Annotated in this window: 17 protein-coding genes; 9 read left to right on the top strand and 8 right to left on the bottom strand. The window is 41.6% G+C overall.

Translation table 11 applies throughout. The features are described 5' to 3' along the window. Positions 1 to 3: 3 nt before the first annotated feature. Positions 4 to 891 (top strand): arsenite methyltransferase, encoded by an 888-nt coding sequence (locus tag IPM48_07660; protein MBK9271458.1) that lies wholly within the window; start codon positions 4 to 6, stop codon positions 889 to 891. A 319-nt stretch (positions 892 to 1,210) separates the two neighbouring features. On the opposite strand, the gene IPM48_07655 is transcribed toward IPM48_07660, so the two are convergent. Further along, positions 1,211 to 2,044 carry an SPFH domain-containing protein gene (locus tag IPM48_07655; protein ID MBK9271457.1) on the bottom strand — a complete coding sequence of 278 codons (834 nt, stop codon included), beginning with the start codon at positions 2,042 to 2,044 and terminating at the stop codon, positions 1,211 to 1,213. Positions 2,045 to 2,150: 106 nt separating this feature from the next. Beyond that, complete coding sequence (locus IPM48_07650) at positions 2,151 to 3,209, bottom strand: hypothetical protein (protein ID MBK9271456.1); 1,059 nt, start codon at positions 3,207 to 3,209, stop codon at positions 2,151 to 2,153. Positions 3,210 to 3,294: 85 nt separating this feature from the next. On the opposite strand from IPM48_07650, the gene IPM48_07645 reads away from it, so the two are divergent. The 5 genes from IPM48_07645 to IPM48_07625 all read left to right on the top strand — a co-directional run bounded on the left by IPM48_07645 (position 3,295) and on the right by IPM48_07625 (position 8,883). Beyond that, entirely contained in the window at positions 3,295 to 4,635 is a 1,341-nt protein-coding gene (locus tag IPM48_07645; protein ID MBK9271455.1) for a hypothetical protein, read from the top strand. A 14-nt stretch (positions 4,636 to 4,649) separates the two neighbouring features. Further along, positions 4,650 to 5,336 (top strand): hypothetical protein, encoded by a 687-nt coding sequence (locus tag IPM48_07640; protein MBK9271454.1) that lies wholly within the window; start codon positions 4,650 to 4,652, stop codon positions 5,334 to 5,336. A 373-nt stretch (positions 5,337 to 5,709) separates the two neighbouring features. After that, a complete protein-coding gene (locus IPM48_07635; GenBank protein ID MBK9271453.1) occupies positions 5,710 to 6,993 on the top strand; it encodes an NAD(P)/FAD-dependent oxidoreductase in 1,284 nt (427 codons plus the stop codon). A 214-nt stretch (positions 6,994 to 7,207) separates the two neighbouring features. After that, a complete protein-coding gene (locus IPM48_07630; protein ID MBK9271452.1) occupies positions 7,208 to 7,717 on the top strand; it encodes an energy transducer TonB in 510 nt (169 codons plus the stop codon). A gap of 68 nt (positions 7,718 to 7,785) precedes the next feature. Continuing rightward, on the top strand, positions 7,786 to 8,883 hold the full coding sequence (locus tag IPM48_07625; GenBank protein MBK9271451.1) for an aminopeptidase: 1,098 nt from the start codon (positions 7,786 to 7,788) through the stop codon (positions 8,881 to 8,883). A gap of 16 nt (positions 8,884 to 8,899) precedes the next feature. Here the strand turns inward: IPM48_07625 and IPM48_07620 are convergent, their stop codons facing one another. From IPM48_07620 to IPM48_07610, 3 genes are read right to left on the bottom strand one after another with little or no spacing between them, the layout of a single operon-like run. Continuing rightward, positions 8,900 to 9,175 carry a DUF1272 domain-containing protein gene (locus IPM48_07620; GenBank protein ID MBK9271450.1) on the bottom strand — a complete coding sequence of 92 codons (276 nt, stop codon included), beginning with the start codon at positions 9,173 to 9,175 and terminating at the stop codon, positions 8,900 to 8,902. Between the two features lie 24 nt (positions 9,176 to 9,199). Next, positions 9,200 to 9,430, bottom strand: coding sequence for a membrane protein insertion efficiency factor YidD (gene yidD, locus IPM48_07615; GenBank protein MBK9271449.1), 231 nt, complete (start codon positions 9,428 to 9,430; stop codon positions 9,200 to 9,202). A gap of 11 nt (positions 9,431 to 9,441) precedes the next feature. After that, positions 9,442 to 10,800 carry an alkaline phosphatase family protein gene (locus IPM48_07610; protein ID MBK9271448.1) on the bottom strand — a complete coding sequence of 453 codons (1,359 nt, stop codon included), beginning with the start codon at positions 10,798 to 10,800 and terminating at the stop codon, positions 9,442 to 9,444. Positions 10,801 to 10,885: 85 nt separating this feature from the next. On the opposite strand from IPM48_07610, the gene IPM48_07605 reads away from it, so the two are divergent. Next, complete coding sequence (locus IPM48_07605; protein ID MBK9271447.1) at positions 10,886 to 11,524, top strand: carboxypeptidase-like regulatory domain-containing protein; 639 nt, start codon at positions 10,886 to 10,888, stop codon at positions 11,522 to 11,524. Between the two features lie 47 nt (positions 11,525 to 11,571). Further along, positions 11,572 to 12,477, top strand: a complete 906-nt coding sequence (locus tag IPM48_07600) for an ROK family protein (protein ID MBK9271446.1) — start codon at positions 11,572 to 11,574, stop codon at positions 12,475 to 12,477. 43 nt (positions 12,478 to 12,520) lie between these two features. On the opposite strand, the gene IPM48_07595 is transcribed toward IPM48_07600, so the two are convergent. The 3 genes from IPM48_07595 to IPM48_07585 all read right to left on the bottom strand — a co-directional run bounded on the left by IPM48_07595 (position 12,521) and on the right by IPM48_07585 (position 16,110). Then, positions 12,521 to 13,264: a hypothetical protein gene (locus tag IPM48_07595; GenBank protein MBK9271445.1), complete on the bottom strand. Its 744-nt coding sequence runs from the start codon at positions 13,262 to 13,264 to the stop codon at positions 12,521 to 12,523. A 16-nt stretch (positions 13,265 to 13,280) separates the two neighbouring features. Continuing rightward, the gene (locus tag IPM48_07590; GenBank protein ID MBK9271444.1) at positions 13,281 to 14,237 is read right to left on the bottom strand and encodes a hypothetical protein; all 957 of its coding nucleotides are present in this window, start codon (positions 14,235 to 14,237) and stop codon (positions 13,281 to 13,283) included. A 220-nt stretch (positions 14,238 to 14,457) separates the two neighbouring features. Continuing rightward, the gene (locus tag IPM48_07585) at positions 14,458 to 16,110 is read right to left on the bottom strand and encodes a hypothetical protein (protein MBK9271443.1); all 1,653 of its coding nucleotides are present in this window, start codon (positions 16,108 to 16,110) and stop codon (positions 14,458 to 14,460) included. Positions 16,111 to 16,149: 39 nt separating this feature from the next. On the opposite strand from IPM48_07585, the gene IPM48_07580 reads away from it, so the two are divergent. After that, the gene (locus IPM48_07580; GenBank protein ID MBK9271442.1) at positions 16,150 to 17,400 is read left to right on the top strand and encodes a GNAT family N-acetyltransferase; all 1,251 of its coding nucleotides are present in this window, start codon (positions 16,150 to 16,152) and stop codon (positions 17,398 to 17,400) included. The last annotated feature ends 50 nt before the right edge of the window (positions 17,401 to 17,450 follow it).

The raw sequence follows: 17,450 nt of genomic DNA, 5'->3' as shown, positions 1-17,450 counted from the left end.
GATATGGAAAATTTAAATCAAACGAATTTCGACCCCGCGGTTTCTTTGGAACAAGACGGAGGCAAACAGATCAAAGAATTGGTAAGACAGAAATACAGTGAAATTGCCTTGCAGGATAAAGAAACCAATCAATCATCCTGCTGTGGATCCGGTTCGTGTTCGACTGAGGTGTACAATATCATGAGCGATGACTACCAGACTTTGGAAGGCTATCATCCGGAGGCAGATTTGGGTTTGGGCTGTGGTTTACCCACCCAATTTGCAAAAATTAAAAAAGGTAATACGGTCATTGATCTGGGCAGTGGTGCCGGCAACGATTGTTTTGTTGCCAGAAATGAAACGGGTGAAGATGGCAGGGTCATTGGAATTGATTTCACCCCTGCCATGATCGAAAAAGCGAGAATCAATGCTGCCAAACTCGGCTACTCCAATGTCGAATTCAGACAAGGTGATATTGAAAATATACCGGTTTCTGCCAATGTTGCCGATGTTATCGTGAGCAATTGCGTATTAAACCTCGTTCCCAACAAGGACAGGGTGTTTAAAGAGATATTTCGCGTCTTAAAACAAGGGGGACATTTCAGCATATCGGATGTGGTATTGGTCGGCCAACTTCCGGATGCGCTGCGCGAGGCTGCAGAAATGTATGTAGGTTGTGTCTCGGGCGCCATTCAAAAATCGGAGTATCTTCATCTGATTCAATCAAACGGCTTTACAAACATTTCCATTCAGAAAGAAAAGGCCATCGGTCTTCCCGAAGATATTTTGCAAAACTACCTCAATGAAGAGGAATTAAAAGTTTTTAAATCATCTGGTACCGGTATTTTTAGCATCACGGTGTATGCAGAAAAATCCAAATCCTGTGGTTGTTCCACCGAATGTTGCAATTAGGGCAAACCCCTTTGGGGCTCTAAAGATCTGTTGACATTCACCCATCAATTATTGTTTTAGAAGGGGGCGATTTCTATGATTCTATCTCCTCCTTCTATATTGCAATGAAAATTGAATGTCCATTTTTGATGAAAATAAAAAAGGCTTCCGAAGAAGCCTGATATTTAACTTTTACAACTCAATCTTACTCAAAATATTCTAAAACACAACTCAAAGATAATTTTGAGTGTCGGTACTGGGCCGGGCAATGGGTGAACTGGTTTAAAACGCGGATGAAATGCCACAACAAACTGTTAAGTTCTTTTGGGTCAATTTTGTCTTATCCGTTCATTTCAATGACGGGACTGGTCTCTTTGTCTGAACACAATACAACCATCAAATTTCCGACCATTCTTGCCTTTTCATGATCATCAAAACGGGCAATTTCTCTTTGACTGATTTGTTCCATCGCACTTTCGACCATTCCAACTGCGCCCTCTACGATTTTATACCTTGCAGAAACGATGGCTTCTGCCTGTTGTCTTTTGAGCATGGCCGCCGCGATTTCCGGAGCGTAAGCCAGATATGCAATCCTCGCTTCCATAACCTCGATGCCGGCGATTTCCAATCGTTCCTGAAGCTCAAGTTCAAGGGCGTGGTTGACCTCATCACTGGAGGTTCTCAGCGTCACCTCCTGATGGTCATCCACATGGTCATAGGCATATTGGCCTGCCAGCTTTCTGACCGCGGAGTCTGTTTGTATTTTTACAAAATTGAAAAGGTCTTCGACTTCAAAAGCAGCCTTAAAGGTTTCCCTGACCCGCCAGACCAGAATGACGGAGATTTGAATGGGATTTCCCCTTTTGTCATTGACTTTTAATCGCTCGCTGTCAAAATTATTGGCTCTTAATGAAATGCCTTTTTTGACCAAAAATGGGTTTGCCCAGAAAAAGCCATCTTCTTTGATGGTGCCCACATATTTTCCAAAAAGAACCAGAACTTTTGAAAAATTGGGATTGACAATAATAAATCCGGAAATCAACAAAAGATAAATCAAGCCGCCTCCGATCCACCACACAGGATGTCTCAACAAATAAAAGCTCAAGGGAAATACGATTGCCAGAATCAGAGGCCACCAACCGGAAATGGGTTTTAATACAATTTCATTTTTCATGATACTTCGTTTATTCCATCAACGGATGAAGTCTTGTGTAAGTTCCCTTAAGCATTGATCCTCGACAAAACACCAGGCCCAATGGATCAAGAGCCAGATTCTGTCGCTAGAAAATAACTGGTTTCTTTTTTCCTTCTGTGTTCAGTTCGATGAGCTCCGGTTCTTGCAGTTCGACATTACCGATCAACACAAGCTCTCCTTCCGCTGCGAGATAAGGCAATTGATTCCAGTATTTGGTGGCCAACATTTTCTTAAAAACCTGGATTGCCTTTTCCTGATCTTTGTTGAGCAGATGTTTGACACCTACTGCATACGCTCTGATAAGCCAATCTTCTGCTTCTGCAGATGTTTTGGGCAAAGTGTTTAGATCCACCAAATCCTTTTCTGATTTTTCACCTTTGTAAAACAACATGGCATCCAGATAAGCCCTGGAGCTGCTTGTAATCTGCATGGTGGGTGAAATATTGCTCAAAATGTTTTGCACATCTTGGGTCCTGCCCGAACGGTTGTAACATTCGTATTGCCAGTAATAAGATCTGATCCACAAATCCGTGTTGCTGGAAAAATCACCACAGACTTCAAACATTTTATCAGCGCTGGTAAAATCCTTGCTCATCTGAAAAGCAAGGCCCATCAAAAGATAATTTCTATATTGCAAGGTCATGCCAGCCAATGAATCAGATCCGCTCATTCCGGAAATTCCGGTCGGATGCGTTGATTTCTCCATGTGTTGTCCCGCTTTCCAAAACTGATCAATGGACGGCCGGAGTTGTCTTCCGATCAGCATCGCTTCACCCGAATAAAGATACAGATCCGGGATCTCCGGAAATTTCTCGATCCCTTTTCCAAAGATTTGGATGGCGTTCTCCACATTGCCGTGGGCCAAAAAAGCCTTTCCATACTGAAGATAGCCTTTTGGGTCAGCCAGTTTTCCAAGGTAGGCGGCACGGGCGGTTTCAATGTCGGATTCCCGCATTCGAATGACCGAATCAGAATCTGGCCATTGGTTTAATTTGTCACCAAACAGGTTGGCCGCCAAAGCCACTCCATCTTTGGCATCATTGAGTTGCTCAAGGGTATCCTGATTTTTAGGATCCGTTTTACAGGAAACCAATCCAGTAAGAATTGCAATAAAACAATATATTTGAATCTTGATTGAATGCATGAAATTTGATTTAAACCATCCAACAAAGTTCAGTAAATTAACTATACTCAAATAAAAGCATATACCTATTAACAATAATTTAAATATGACTTTCCAAAACATTGTAGAACACATATCCTGGACCGCAGGATTTTTAAGGGGGACTGTTATTCTGAGCGCGATGAGCTTATTCACATTGACGGGTTGCGGGTCGGATGAATTTGATGCTTCCCAATTTTCACAGAAGATTGATTTACCCATTGTCTTTGTCCATGGTGCCCTGGCTTCCGGAGATACATACGCCACTCAATTTCAGCGATTTTCAGTCAATGGATACCCTGAAGACCATCTGTTTGTTTTTGACTGGAACACGCTCAATCAGGGCAATGCCCTTGGTTTGCTGGATGTATTTATCAACAGCGTCCTCACTAAGACGGGTAAATCAAAACTGATTCTGGTTGGTCATTCTGCCGGAAGTGGCCTTTGTTACAATTATTGCAACGATGGCATCCGGGCTGCAAAAATTGAAAAATACATCCATCTCGCGGGTAACCCACAGTCGAAACCGGCAGGACCCAATGCCCAGATTTCAACCCTCAATATTTGGTCAGAGGCAGATCTGATTGTCACCGGCGACAGCATACCAAATGCCCTGAATATCAAATTCATGGAATTGGATCATTATCAATTGGCGACCCACGAAAGTGTTTTCTTAGCTCTCTATGAATTTGTGACCGGAATAAAACCAATGTACAGCAAGATTTTACCTTCCAATGAAATTAACATCGGAGGAAGAGTCGTTGGTTTGGGAGAAAACAATGCAGTGTCAGCAACCGTCGTCCATTTGTACGCCCTTGATCCACTAACGGGGTTCAGAAAATCGGTCATGGCTGATACCAGTTTCTCACCCGATGCATCTGGCGACTGGGGACCCGTCAGGGTGAATTCCAATACCTACTATGAGTTGGAAGTCAGCAAGCCCGGAGATGCGGGATTCAGGATCGTCCACTATTACCGGGAACCATTTATACGCAACAATCCCTGGGTGTATTTGCGGGTATTTCCCGGGCCCGGATCCACCCTCAATCTGATTCTTGGTCAGCTTCCCAAAGAGGATGGGCAATCTGTTCTGGCATTTTTCTCCGCCAATCAGGCTGTCATCAGTGGAAGAGATCAATTGGAAGTAGATGGTTATACCCTTTCAACGCCCAATTTTACAGCGCCAGGCCAATCCACCATTGCCTTGTTCCTCTACGACGATACTGATTGCATCACTACCCTGCAATCCAAAGCCATCTTTTCATTTCTGCCTTTTCTCAAAGGGGCTGATATGTATTTTTCCACCAAAATGCCTTCCTCGATTACTTTACATTTTAATGGAAGGACGATGAAAGTCCCCAATTGGAAGTCAGCCAGTGAGGGAGTTGTGATTCCTGTTTTTGATTGATTCCATTTGATCCGATGCCTGTCCTTCGAAATATCTTGTTCTGTTTTTTCTGTACGGCCTCTGCCTTTTTCTCCTGCCATGTAGAAAATCAGGAGAGCGCAGTCTGTGAAGCTGTGATACAGCTGGAAAGCATCAAGCCGGGCAGTTATTCCGAATCCTGGCTGCCCATAGCTGGTCGAAGGATCTCATATCTGACATCCGATGGATCCGTGGCATTCATTCGATTCGATGAACCATTGCAGAGAATCTATTCACATTCTGTCGAAGATCAAATCGTTTGCACGACGGACAGTCTAGGATGGCAGCTTGTAAATTATGACGTGTATTATCTGGAGCTGAAAGCCCAGGTAGAGTCTTTCATTCTGGAAGGAGAATTTTATTTCCGACTGAGGGTTAGCAAAGATCGAAGCAAACCACTTGAAGACCGCCGCCTTGAAACACTGGAGATCATTTTATCCAAAAAAAATGGAGACCAGAAGATCACCGTTTATCCTCTTATTAGCATTCCACTGGTCCATAAGAATTATCCCCTGCAGGTAGAATCGCCAGAGATCCTTGATGAAATTCATACACCACATAAATCATACAGCCATGTTTATCATGCATTGATTGCTGATTCCGACTCCCTGGAAATTTTTTACAACAAAGCATTTAAACTCATTGGTTTTAGGAATCAGCGGGGCTCCTGCTGGCTTTTGTAAAATTCATGGGCATGAAGAAAATTTGTACGCAAAATTGCAAGCGATATGGAATTATCCATGGTGAATATTACAAAGCTAAATGTCTTGAAAAGCATGCCTTTCCCGGATTGCTTCCTGAAATTAAAGTGTCCAAACTAAGTCATGTTTGGTTCTCTCCTTTGCGAGTGAAATCGTTCACTCGCTTTCCGAACATGTAGGAACCAGTCAGTCATGCGTTATTTCAATCGGGCTTTCCTGATTTTGTTTTGGGCTTTGCTCTCCATTCAATTCTAAAAGACCCTTGAGGATTTAACAAAATTCTTAACAAGATTCTCCGCCAAGGGATGACTATTTTACATTGGCATTTGTTCTCTATAACAAACACATACCAAAGATGCCACTCAATATCCCAGATAGCAAAGAACCTAGAATCGTAATCGTTGGTGCGGGATTTGGAGGATTTCGTCTTGCACAGAAACTGGCCAAAGAAAAAATGCAGATTGTCCTGATCGATAAGAACAACTATCATCAATTTCAGCCTTTGCTCTATCAGGTCGCCATGGCAGGATTGGAACCCAGTTCGATTAGTTTTCCAATCCGAAAAAATTTTCAATCCAAATCCAATGTGTTTGTGAGGGTGGCGGAAGTCAATCAATTGAGGTTGGAAGAAAAGATGATCGAAACCAATCAGGGCAGCATTTACTACGATCGGTTGATTCTGGCCATGGGAGCCAAAACCAATTACTTTGGCAATGCAGAATTCGAGATTAACAGTCTTCCCATGAAATCTGTGTCCGAAGCTCTTCACCTGCGCAATCAGATCCTGGAAGATTTTGAACATGCGATTACTGCCCGTGACAGCGGCCAATTGTCCGAATACATGGATATTGCCATCGTCGGAGGAGGTCCCACCGGTGTCGAGTTGGCGGGAGCTCTGGCAGAAATGAAAAAACACATTTTGCCCAAAGATTATCCAGATCTGGATCTAAAGAAAATGAACATTTACTTGATCGAAGGAAGAGACCGCTTGCTGTCTGGAATGTCTGTCCAATCCTCCGAGAAAACTTACAGGGCATTGGAAAAAATGGGCGTAAAAATCATCCTCAACACCAGGGTAAAAAAGATTTTGAAAAATGAAATGGTGCTGGGCGAAGGCAAGATTCTCAAGAGTGGAAAGGTCATTTGGGCCGCAGGAGTGACTGGTGCTATCGTGGATGGATTGCCGAAAGATTGGATCAGTCCTGAAGGCAGAATCATTACCAATCCATTTTGTCAACTACCATCCCATCCGGATGTATTTGTCATTGGAGACCTCGCGCTGGTCCAAACTGCAGAATACCCGAAAGGCCATCCACAAATGGCGCCTGCTGCCATGCAACAAGCAGAGTGGCTGGGCAATTATCTGACCGGAAAAACGAACAAAGCCTTTCGCTTCTATGACAAGGGGCAGATGGCTACCATTGGCAGAAACAAGGCAGTGGCTGAGTTTGCTGGATTGAAACTGTCAGGCTTTATGGCCTGGTTGATTTGGTTGCTGGTGCACATATATTACCTGATTGGGGTAAAAAATAAATTGATGGTCCTGATCAACTGGATCTGGTCCTATCTTTTTTACGATCAAAATCTAAGATTGATCATTCGGCCAAAGGGGCAAACAGCACAAAATAGCAGACGATAAGTCAGCATGCTCATTGGAATTCTATTACAAGCCAAGATAACTTTAAAGGGAGGTCTGTTTTAGAATTTCGTGCTGCAGGGTATCAATCCACTCACAAAAGAATTTCTATTCAGTTGTCTCATCTTTAGTTTCTTTTTAGCACTTATGTCCAATCTGAATGACAATTATACGTTTAATCTGCATCTATCATTACATTTGTGATTAATAATCTGTTATGAAAAATCAAATTATTTTTTGCCTGGCCTGCATCCTTCAAATCTTTTGGCCAAAGTCTTATGCTCAGACCAACCCTGCAGATAGTGTTTTTAAGGTATACGACACCTTGGTGGTTTTTGAAACAGAGACCCAAAAAGAATACATTCAGATCGTGCATCAATTGGTCTATCGGGAGGTAGATACCTTTCCACTGTTTAAACTTTGTGAGAAGGATCCCAAACCCCAAGAATGCAGTAAAAAATACTTATTGGATTGTATGTACAATTATATCCAGTATCCGGACTCCGCCAAGAAAAATAAAATTCAGGGTGTAGTATATGCCAGCTTTATCGTGGATGAAAATGGAAATCGCAGTCATCCAAAAATCACAAGAGGTCTTGGCTATGAATGTGATGAGGAGGTGCTCCGGTTTATCTCTGTCCTTCCACCGATGTTGCCTGCTAGAAGAAAGGGTCGGGCCGTCGCTTATGAATATATTATGCCGGTGAAGTTTCAGTTGAAGAAATGAGTTATTCGCTTTGAGATTATCGACTTTAAACTCAAGCTCAAAACCAATCACTAAAAACTTTTGAAATCATGAGAGATTGGATTCAGAATTATGGAAAGCTGCTTGCAGAATATTCCCTCTATTTAAAACCCGGTGAACTGGTCTATCTTCGATCCACGACCCTTGCAGAGCCTCTGGTAAGAGCTTTTCAGGAACAAGCTTTGAAGATGGGAGCAAGGCTGGAAGTAGAATTGGCGTTTGACGGAGAGGAGGAAAATATTTTGGAGTATGGCTCTGGAGTTGCTTTGACTACGCTGCAAAATCATGCAATCGAGCTGATCTCCAACTGCGATGCTTATCTCGTGATTCGTGCACCTTTTGCAGATAAAGATTTATCCCATATAGATCCGGAGCGAAAAAAGAAGAGACAGCTGGCGCACGCCGCATTTTCAGAAATCTATTTCAGAAGATTGGGTGACAAAAGTCTGAAGAGAAGTCTTTGTCAGTATCCAACTCCTGAGTTTGCACAACGTGCAGGTATGAACCTGGATGAATACGCTGTTTTTATCCAAAAAGCCTGTTACCTGGATCGCGAAAATCCAGAGGAGCATTGGAAAGCGCTCAGCCTGATCCAACAGCGATATGTGGATTATCTCAACCAGTGCGATCTCATCCGCTACGAACATTCCGATTGGTCCATAGAGTGTAGCGTCAAAGGAAGAAACTGGATCAACTCCGATGGAAAATCCAACATGCCTTCAGGCGAAGTTTTTACGAGTCCGGTCGAAGACTCTGCCAACGGAACCATTTTTTTTAATTATCCGACCATGATGTTTGGAAAAGACGTGCAGGGCATTCGGCTGGAAGTACGTCAGGGCTGGATAGAGAGCTGGTCGGCCCAAATCGGACAGGACGTCCTGGATGAGGTTTTTGCAACAGAAGGTACCCGTAGATTTGGAGAGATCGCCATTGGCACCAATCAAAACATACAGCGAGCCACCAAAAATATTTTGTTTGATGAGAAGATCGGAGGCACAGTCCATATGGCGGTGGGACAATCCTATCTTCAATGCGGCGGGCTTAATAAATCGAGCATCCACTGGGATCTGATCACGGATATGAAATCCGGTGGAAGAATATTTGCAGATGGAAAATTGATTTATGAAAATGGAATTTTCCTTATTTAAACTTATTTTTATCCAATTAAGGTTTTCCTATTCTACTTTTAAATTCTTTAAAGACTATTAAATCCACTGGTTTAAAATAGACTTCTTTTGAAGCAGGATATTGATCCAGCTTGGACTTTGGTCTGATGGGTCTCGGTTGAAATTCACCGCCACAATTGGGGCAAACATTTTCCAAAACTTGCTCAACACAATCTTTGCAAAACGTGCATTCAAAACTACAAATCATTGCATCGACACTTTCTGGTGGAAGTGAAGTATTGCAGTTTTCGCAAGTGGGTTTAAGCTTTAGCATATTTTATAAAAAAATGGACAGAGTTTAATTTAACTTTTTAGGAACCGGATCGTCCCCATGTCCACCCCAGGGATGGCAGCGTGTGATCCTTTTAAGTCCCAACCAGCTCCCGTAAAACAAGCCCCATTCCTTGACGGCCTGCAGCATGTAATTGGAACAAGTGGGATTGAATCTGCAGTTTTTTCCCAAAAGCGGAGACAAAAGGATCTGATAGAGCCTGATGGGAATGATCATAATATAATTCAGATATTTCATCCTATACCAAACTACTTATGACTTAATTCGGTTTCAGATACGCTCCATTCTTTTTGTGTTTTGCCACTGACGTCCTTGATTTCCAGTTTGAGCATCCTGTTTTTGGCGGGACCTGAGATAGAAATTCTTCCATAATTGTTTTCCTCAAAAAGAATTTGTTGTACCCTTTGCGGATTTGCTCGCTCAAGATCATTTAATTTGTGAGGACCGGAGGTTAGAGCTGAAAGAGTGAGTTCGTACAGTGGATAATTATTTTCTCTGTCCAATTTGATCACTTCACTATTGTGCTTATCGCCGGACAAAAAGATCACTCCGCGTATATCATTAAACTTGATAAATTCTAGCAGCTCGTTGATTTCTGCAGGAAAATGCATCCAGCAATCATTGTTTGAATTTTGATTTAAACTCTGTGATCCGTTTACAATCAATTTAAATGGTTGGTATGAATTGAGCAATCCATTTTTCAACCATTCCATTTGTTGCTTTCCCAGCATTTTTTTATCCGGATTGGGTTTACCGTCAATGCTGTCTTGCATGGAATCTGAGCTGCGCCAATATCTGTTGTCCAAAAGAAAAAAATCAAGGTCGTAGTAACTAAGCTGGGTGTAAATTCCCTCGTCTTTATATCCGGCGGTAGGATTTGGAAAATAGTTTTTGAAAACTTGTCTTGAATGCTCTCTGAAAGAAAAAGAGATACCGCTGTTGTTGGGTCCAAAATCATGGTCATCCCAAATGCCAACATGTCCCATTTTTTTTAACAATGGCTGTAATTTCGGATTTGCCCTGGAATGAGAAGCCCGGTCCCAAAGTCCCCATTCTGAATAATAATCTGCTTCTCTGGTATAGTAATTATCACCCAACCACAACAAAAAGTAGCTGTCTTCATTGGCCATGGATTGAAAAATATTGGATTCTGCTCCGTAGGGTTTTCCGGGACGATCGTAAGCAGTTTCATTGGCATAATAGCAACTACCTGCAAGAAAACTAAAGTCAGGCGCAGGAACTCTCCATTTCCATAAGATTTGGGTATTGAATATGCCCGAACCACCGGGAATCGGTTTTTTCTTTTGGTCCAGAATTTCATATTCATATTTTAATCCGGGCTCCAATCCCACCAAATCAAATGTGAGTGTTTCAAATCCCAATCTGCTGTGTGTGGTCCTATAAGCGCGATTCCTTTGTTTTGTTTGATCACTTGGCCAAAACCAAAGTTGCACATCGGATCCAGGCTTGGTTTCTAACCATATTTTTGCTGTGCGGTGCTCCACATAGCCCAACATGGGACCAGAGATTATTTGAGCCCGAATCGCTCCTGTATGCACTAATATAAACCCACACAGAATAATTCCACGCAACATTTTAAGAACCATGTCCTCTTTTTATAATTACAAAGATACAACTTTAGACAGCTTGCTCCGTTTAACAAATCGTTACTTTAGAATTGTTTCTAAATTCATGTTGTCTTTTAAAAATAATATTTCAGCGCTGGTATTTTGCTGTGTTACTGTTTGTTTAAGTGCCCAAAATACTGAGTTAATCCAGCTTTCCGGTATGGTCATGACCGATGTGGATGGCCAACCGAGGCCTTTGCCATTTGCTGAGATCGGGATACTGAATACCAACCGTGGGACCTATGCGGACTCAAAAGGCTTCTTTTCACTGGCCGTACAGCGTGGAGATTCCATTGTTTTTCAATACATAGGATATAAATCTGCCTTTTTCTTGGTACCAGATTCGCTTAGTTCGGATCGATACACGGTCTTTCAGATTTTAACCAAAGATACCATCTTTTTACCCCAAACGGTCGTCTACCCCTGGCCTAGTAAGGAGTATTTCAGACAAGAATTTTTAGCAATGGATGTATCGGATAAATTATCTGAAATTGCGGCTGCCCACCTGGCCCAGGAACGCATCCGTGGATTGATGAGCAGTACTCCGGCCGATGGGACTGAAACCTCCAGTCTTTATTTGTCACAGCAAGCCCAAAATTATTACTACATGGGCCAATTAAAACCAATGAACATCCTAAGCCCACTTGCATGGATCGAATTTTTTAAAGCCTGGCAACGAGGAGATTTCAAGAGAAAGAAATAAGTCCATCTCCTGAGGCCGTTTTATCTTTACCCCTGATCTATTCATTTATGGCAAAAGAAGAATTGTTGTGGGGAATTGACATGGGCGGCACCAAAATAGAAGCGGTCATTGTCCGAAAAAATCCTTTTGAGATCTTGGTCAGGGAGCGCATCGCCACCGAACAAGAAGGAGGATATTCCCATGTTTTGAGTCGGTTTCAAGAATTGATTCAAATATTGCAGAAGCAATCCGGATTGCGTGCCCAAAGAATTGGCATTGGAACTCCGGGAATTATCGATTCCAGCACACAACTCATTAAAAACAGCAATACACAATGCATCATCGGCAAGTCTATGCAAGCCGATCTTGAAAAATTGTTGGGGATCGAAGTGAAAATGGCCAATGATGCCAACTGTTTTGCCATGGCGGAAGCAACGATCGGAGTAGTCCCCGATCATTTAAAAAATCCTGAAGTAGTATTTGGAGTTATTCTGGGAACAGGTGTTGGAGGAGGACTGGTGGTCAATGGGCAGGTGGTCAATGGCTTGCACGGGATTGCAGGAGAATGGGGTCACAATCATTTGGTGGAAGATGGTTTGCCTTGTTATTGCGGTCACAGAGGGTGTGTAGAAACCGTCCTTTCGGGTCCAGCCACCGAAAAATATTATGAATCCATTTCAGCACAGAAAAAATCCATGCGAGAAATAAATCAGTTGTTGACGGATGGAGATTCTTTTGCGGTACAAACGATGGATCGATACCTGAGTTATTTTGGAAAAGCAGTGGCGGTGTTGATCAATATTTTAGACCCTGAAGCAATTGTGTTTGGAGGAGGTTTGGGAAATTTGGAGCTGATTTACCAGAAAGGACCCGGCGAAGTTTTAAAGCATCTTTTTAACAAAGAATTGAATACCTTATTTCTTCGACCAAAACTGGGAGACAGCGCCGGTGTGATTGGTGCAGCTTTGTTGTAATTTTTTTTTTCTCAAAAATTATTTACAAAAATAAATAAATATTTTAGTGCTCCCTTAAATCCAATTTTCGATTGAACATCACCAATCGCACTCCGGGAGTTTTTCTAAGTAAGATCAACATTTCATAGGGAGTGATTTTCTGATCGTCGTATGTAAATAACCAAAAATTCATGTAGATAGAAATTCTATCTTTTACTTTTAGTCCGTACTTGTCAAATCGTTTTACCAAATATTCCTGAGTAAGGCTGGAATCCATGTCCACCTGGATTTCGTTGTAAATGTGGTTGGGGCTATTCAGTTCGTGTTTTTTCATCACTTCGGTCCATTTAAGAGATTCTACCAATTCCGCCAATCTGGTTTGGATGGATTCCAAATCATTGGGTAAAGAGGTATTGGACTTGATGGTTTGTATGCTGTCCCGGGAATGAAAATACCGCAACTCTGTCGATGGCAGATCCGGAATATTCTTGAAGTAAGATGGTTTGTAAGTATTCCATGGAAGAGATCTTAAATCTTTCTTCAATTTTTCCAATTCTGTTTTGTCCAATTGCCCAAAATGAACTCCTGTTTTTTCAATGTGTTCGATTCCTTCCAGAATGGTCAATCCATCCTGGTAAACACTGATTTTATAGACCTTGCATTTTCCAAAACAAGGAGTTTTTTTAAAACTGATCATTGGTTGAAGGGGATCCTTTGAATTCTGGTCATCAAGGGTTTTTTTATTGGTTGAACAGGAGCTGATCAAAAATGCAGTCAAAAGTAAAAAGCAGAATTGGTAAGTTTTCATGGAGCAGTAGAATTATTTAATGGTAAAAGACTTTAAAAGTTTGATGGTTGAGATCGGATTTAAATTGGATGAAATAGATGCCCGGACTTAACTGAATCGGTCTTTTAGGGAAAGCCGCTCTGCTTGCCTGATTGTACTGATTGCAAATTCGAATTTTCCCTTCAATATCTATTAAACATACTTCAGCAGACCATGTACTTTCATCGGTAGTACCGACGATCCATTGACCGTGGTAGTTTCCTGAATGAGAAACCATCCATTTTGCAGAATCAGCAATTGCTGGAAGACATTCTCCAAGTTCACTGCGATAGAGTGCAATATTTTCATTTATTTTTTGAACCTGATCTACTGTAAAAAGATGCATACAATCATCTTGTACCAGGCTCATAAAATTCATAAACATACTTGGTTCACCACAAGAAATGGACGGATGTGTTGGACATCCAAAATAATTTTTGGATTGGGGGGGAGTATCTGCTATGCCGTCGTCCTGACTACAATCATCGGGTTGGGAATTGACACTTAAATGTAAAAGCCCAAAGTAATGTCCTAATTCATGCACCAGGGTGTATCCCAAATGATAGGGATGACTCGATGGTTGAACACCCACAAGTCTCGGATCTAAAATAATACCATCCGTGCTCAAACTTGCATTCCATGGAAAGATGGCTTCTGCTCTTGGGCAATTTTCTCTTGCTCCAATAAACACATTGAGGTAGCGTTTAGGGTCCCAGATTTGACTGCCTCCTAAATTGGCAGCCATGATCATTTTTTGGTTGCCCATGGTTCGGCATCCGATGTCTTCGACTGTCGTTTTTACCCTGAGGATTCCATTGGTTGCTAGTCCCAATGGATCTTTTTTAGCCAGACAAAACCGAATATTTGGTTTTGCGGCAACGGATCTAAATATTTCAGGAATCTGGTTGTTAAAACTGGGCTTATATTCATTGAAAATATAATTAAGAACATCCATCTGGGAATAGATTTGGACATTGGGTATATTTTCAGTGACATCTGCATAGACAATGTGAAATACGACTTGAATTTCGTGAATTGTTCTAGGATTTAATTGCTCTTGTGTAGAAGAGATTGAAGTATCATTTGAGTCAAGGACGGCGCATCTTTGTCCGAATATTACAAATACATAGCATGAACAAAATATAAATGAAATTAAAACCCGTGCAATGTGCATTTTATTTTAGACTAAGACTGATTCTAATGTTTTCCTTATCTCCGGTCGGTTGTAAACCAAAGCTAAAGTTATCAGACTTAACGCCATAAATGTTCATTAGTTTACCCATCGCCTTGGCCCTGCCAAACATCAGTTCGATTTGATCGTTTCTGGATTTCGAAGCATCCTGAACAGCAGTCAGTTCTACTGATTTAAATACATTTCCCTGCAGATTTTGTGCGATTTTGATGACCAGCTCAGACCCATTCTGGGTCAGGGTAATCAAATCACTTGTAAACAAGATGGATTGAGGCCATTGAAAACTGATCACACCTGTCAGAGAATCCATTTGGATATTTTCTATTCCCTCGATTTTATTCAGTTTGTCTATGACTGATTTTCCCTTTGTCAAGTTCCTGGGAATGGCTGCTGGTTTGTCGGGATTCGGCAGCTTTGTGGAAGCTAGTTTTTTTTCAGATTCAAGAAGTTTTATATATTTTTCCTGATCCTGGATTTGCTGTTCTTTCTGAACCAAACTTAGATTCATTGAATCTAATTTTCTATTCAATTTTTGAACAGTAACTTGTTCTGAGTGCTGAAAATTCTGTTGCGCCTTTTGCATCGAATCCACTTTGGCGTTCAATTTCTGAACAAGTGCTTGGTCTGATATTTGGATATTTGTTTGTGATTTGATCAGGGAGTCTATTTGGATCTTATGTTGTGACTGCAGGGCAAGTAGTTTTTGGTTTTCCTCCTCCAGCATTTTTATTTTTTTCTGATCCGATTTATTGGAAGTCTGGTCTTTCTTGATACGATCACTTTCCTTCCTATAATTTTGAATTTCCAAATTTTTATTTTCCAATTCAGTTTCAACTTCCTTCATCCTGTTTTCCATCGAAGACAATGCAATTTTCAACTGACCTATAGAATCCGCCTTCAAATTTTCCTCTACGCGCTTGCTTTGATCTTCGGCATGGGACAACAAATCTCTATTGACTTTGTCGGTTGAATCCAATTTATTTTTCAAAAAAGCAATCTGGAAAGATTTTTCTTCCAGTGATTTTTGTTGTTTAAAAATCAAACTGTCTTTTGAGGCGGCTGATTTTTTCAGCTTTTTGTTTTCTTCCGGATCTATTTTATTGGAGTTGGAGTTTTGATTTTTGGACTTGTGCAATGCGTAGTACTCATTCTGCAGACTATCAAAAGCCGTTCGCTGTTTGTAGAGGGCAGAAAACAGATCAGACAACCTTTTGTCTTGATCATGGTATTTATCCTCCTGCACCTGGTGCTTCTTGTTGAGTTCGGTCAGCTCTTTGATTTTACCTTCCAAGTTAATTTGGGATTGTCGCAGGGAATCTTCCAATATTTTTATTCTTGCGGTGGGTTCCGGGGAATTTGAAGATGGAGAGACAACATCCGTGTTTTCCTGAGTTCTGTAACGGATGTAAAATTCAGTAAGGGTTTTTTCAGTCTTCAACAGATTCCTTGCACTCATTTCCAATTCTTTGGCAAGCGAGTCGCGCTGATTTCTTATTTGCTCCAGTTGTGAAAGTTGTAATTGGGATTCCTGGTTTCTGACCAGTTCCTTTTTGTATTTGGAGGCGGACACACAGGCGCTAAATTGAATCAATAATATTAAACCGGCGAGGCTTTTAAAATGTTGAAGTCCGATCATCCATAAGTTTTTACCAAACAGTCAGTTATCGCAAATTTGATGCCAATCCGAGAAATCCCTCTTTCCAGAAAAGGAATAGACCTATCCAAGGTATTTGATTGCATTTGTAAAGGAGCCATTCCGGATACCGTCTACGACATTGTCCTTACAGATAATATACAGTCTATCAGGGATGTATGGATGCAGGATCCACCCGAGAGCAAGCTCATGGGACTAGAATTTTTAAGTGTAATGGATAGCCATGCCCCCAAAGACACCCGAACGGTATATGGCTTGGTCAGTAAGGAAGGCTTGGTTTTGGCAAGATTTTGCCTCCAGATTCTAGAATTTGATGCTGAGGAAAGGCTTAAACTACAGGATCATTCAGGGCACATCCATTCCTATCTGGATCAGGTCGCACTGGCTTCCCGTCAGTTTTTGGCGAGGTATGTCAAAATGAGGGTCATCGTCATGGGGTCTATGCTGGCAGCGGGCCCATTCGGTATTTGCTTTCACCCTTCCGTCCAGAAACTGGAGAAGGAGAAATTAATTTCCCATTTGACCAAATTCTTTTTTGAATCAAAACAGATCGACGCCAGTCTGTTTATTCTGAAAGACTTACCGGCAGCGCAGCGATTGGCTGGAATATGTTTGCACAAATATCCTTCGTATTACGAATTTACGGTTCAGCCCAATATGCTGATGGTATTGGATCCGGACTGGAAAAATTTGGATGATTACAAATCGGCACTCCATAGTAAATATCGCATCAAAGTCAATAAGGTATTGCGGACAGGGTCTGTATTAAAATTTCACACCTTGAGTGAAGAAGAAATTCACCATCTCAGAGCAGACGTTTATGCTTTGTATCAGGAGGTAGCGGTGGCAGCTGGATTTAACATGGTAGAACTGGATGAAGGATATTTTTGTGCCCTTAAAAATCAGCTTAAGCAAAATTTTGATCTTGTTTTGGTCCGGAGAGAAGACAAGATAGTAGCTTTTTATACTGTGATCATGGATGGATCCGTAATGCATGCCCATTTTTTGGGATATTCGAGAGAAGAAAACAAAGCACATGAGATTTACCACAATATCTTGCTGAGATTGGTGGAGGAGGGAATTCGCAGATCTGCCAAAGAAATAAACTTCGCCCGCACGGCGCTTGAGATAAAATCATCGGTGGGAGCCGTCCCGGAAGAATTGTATTCCTACATTGCGCATAAGTCAAAGTGGGTCAACAAGCTCTTACCTCATATTCTGGAATTTCTCAAACCCAGGACGGAGTGGACGCCGCGGAGTCCGTTTAAGTGAAAGAAACTAAGTACATCAAAAGATGAAATGGGATACCGGAAATCTAAATT

This window comes from Saprospiraceae bacterium (assembly GCA_016715965.1).
In the GTDB taxonomy this organism is placed as follows: domain Bacteria; phylum Bacteroidota; class Bacteroidia; order Chitinophagales; family Saprospiraceae; genus Vicinibacter.
The sequence above is the reverse complement of the archived record's forward strand: the minus strand, read 5'-3'. Positions and strand labels throughout refer to the sequence as shown.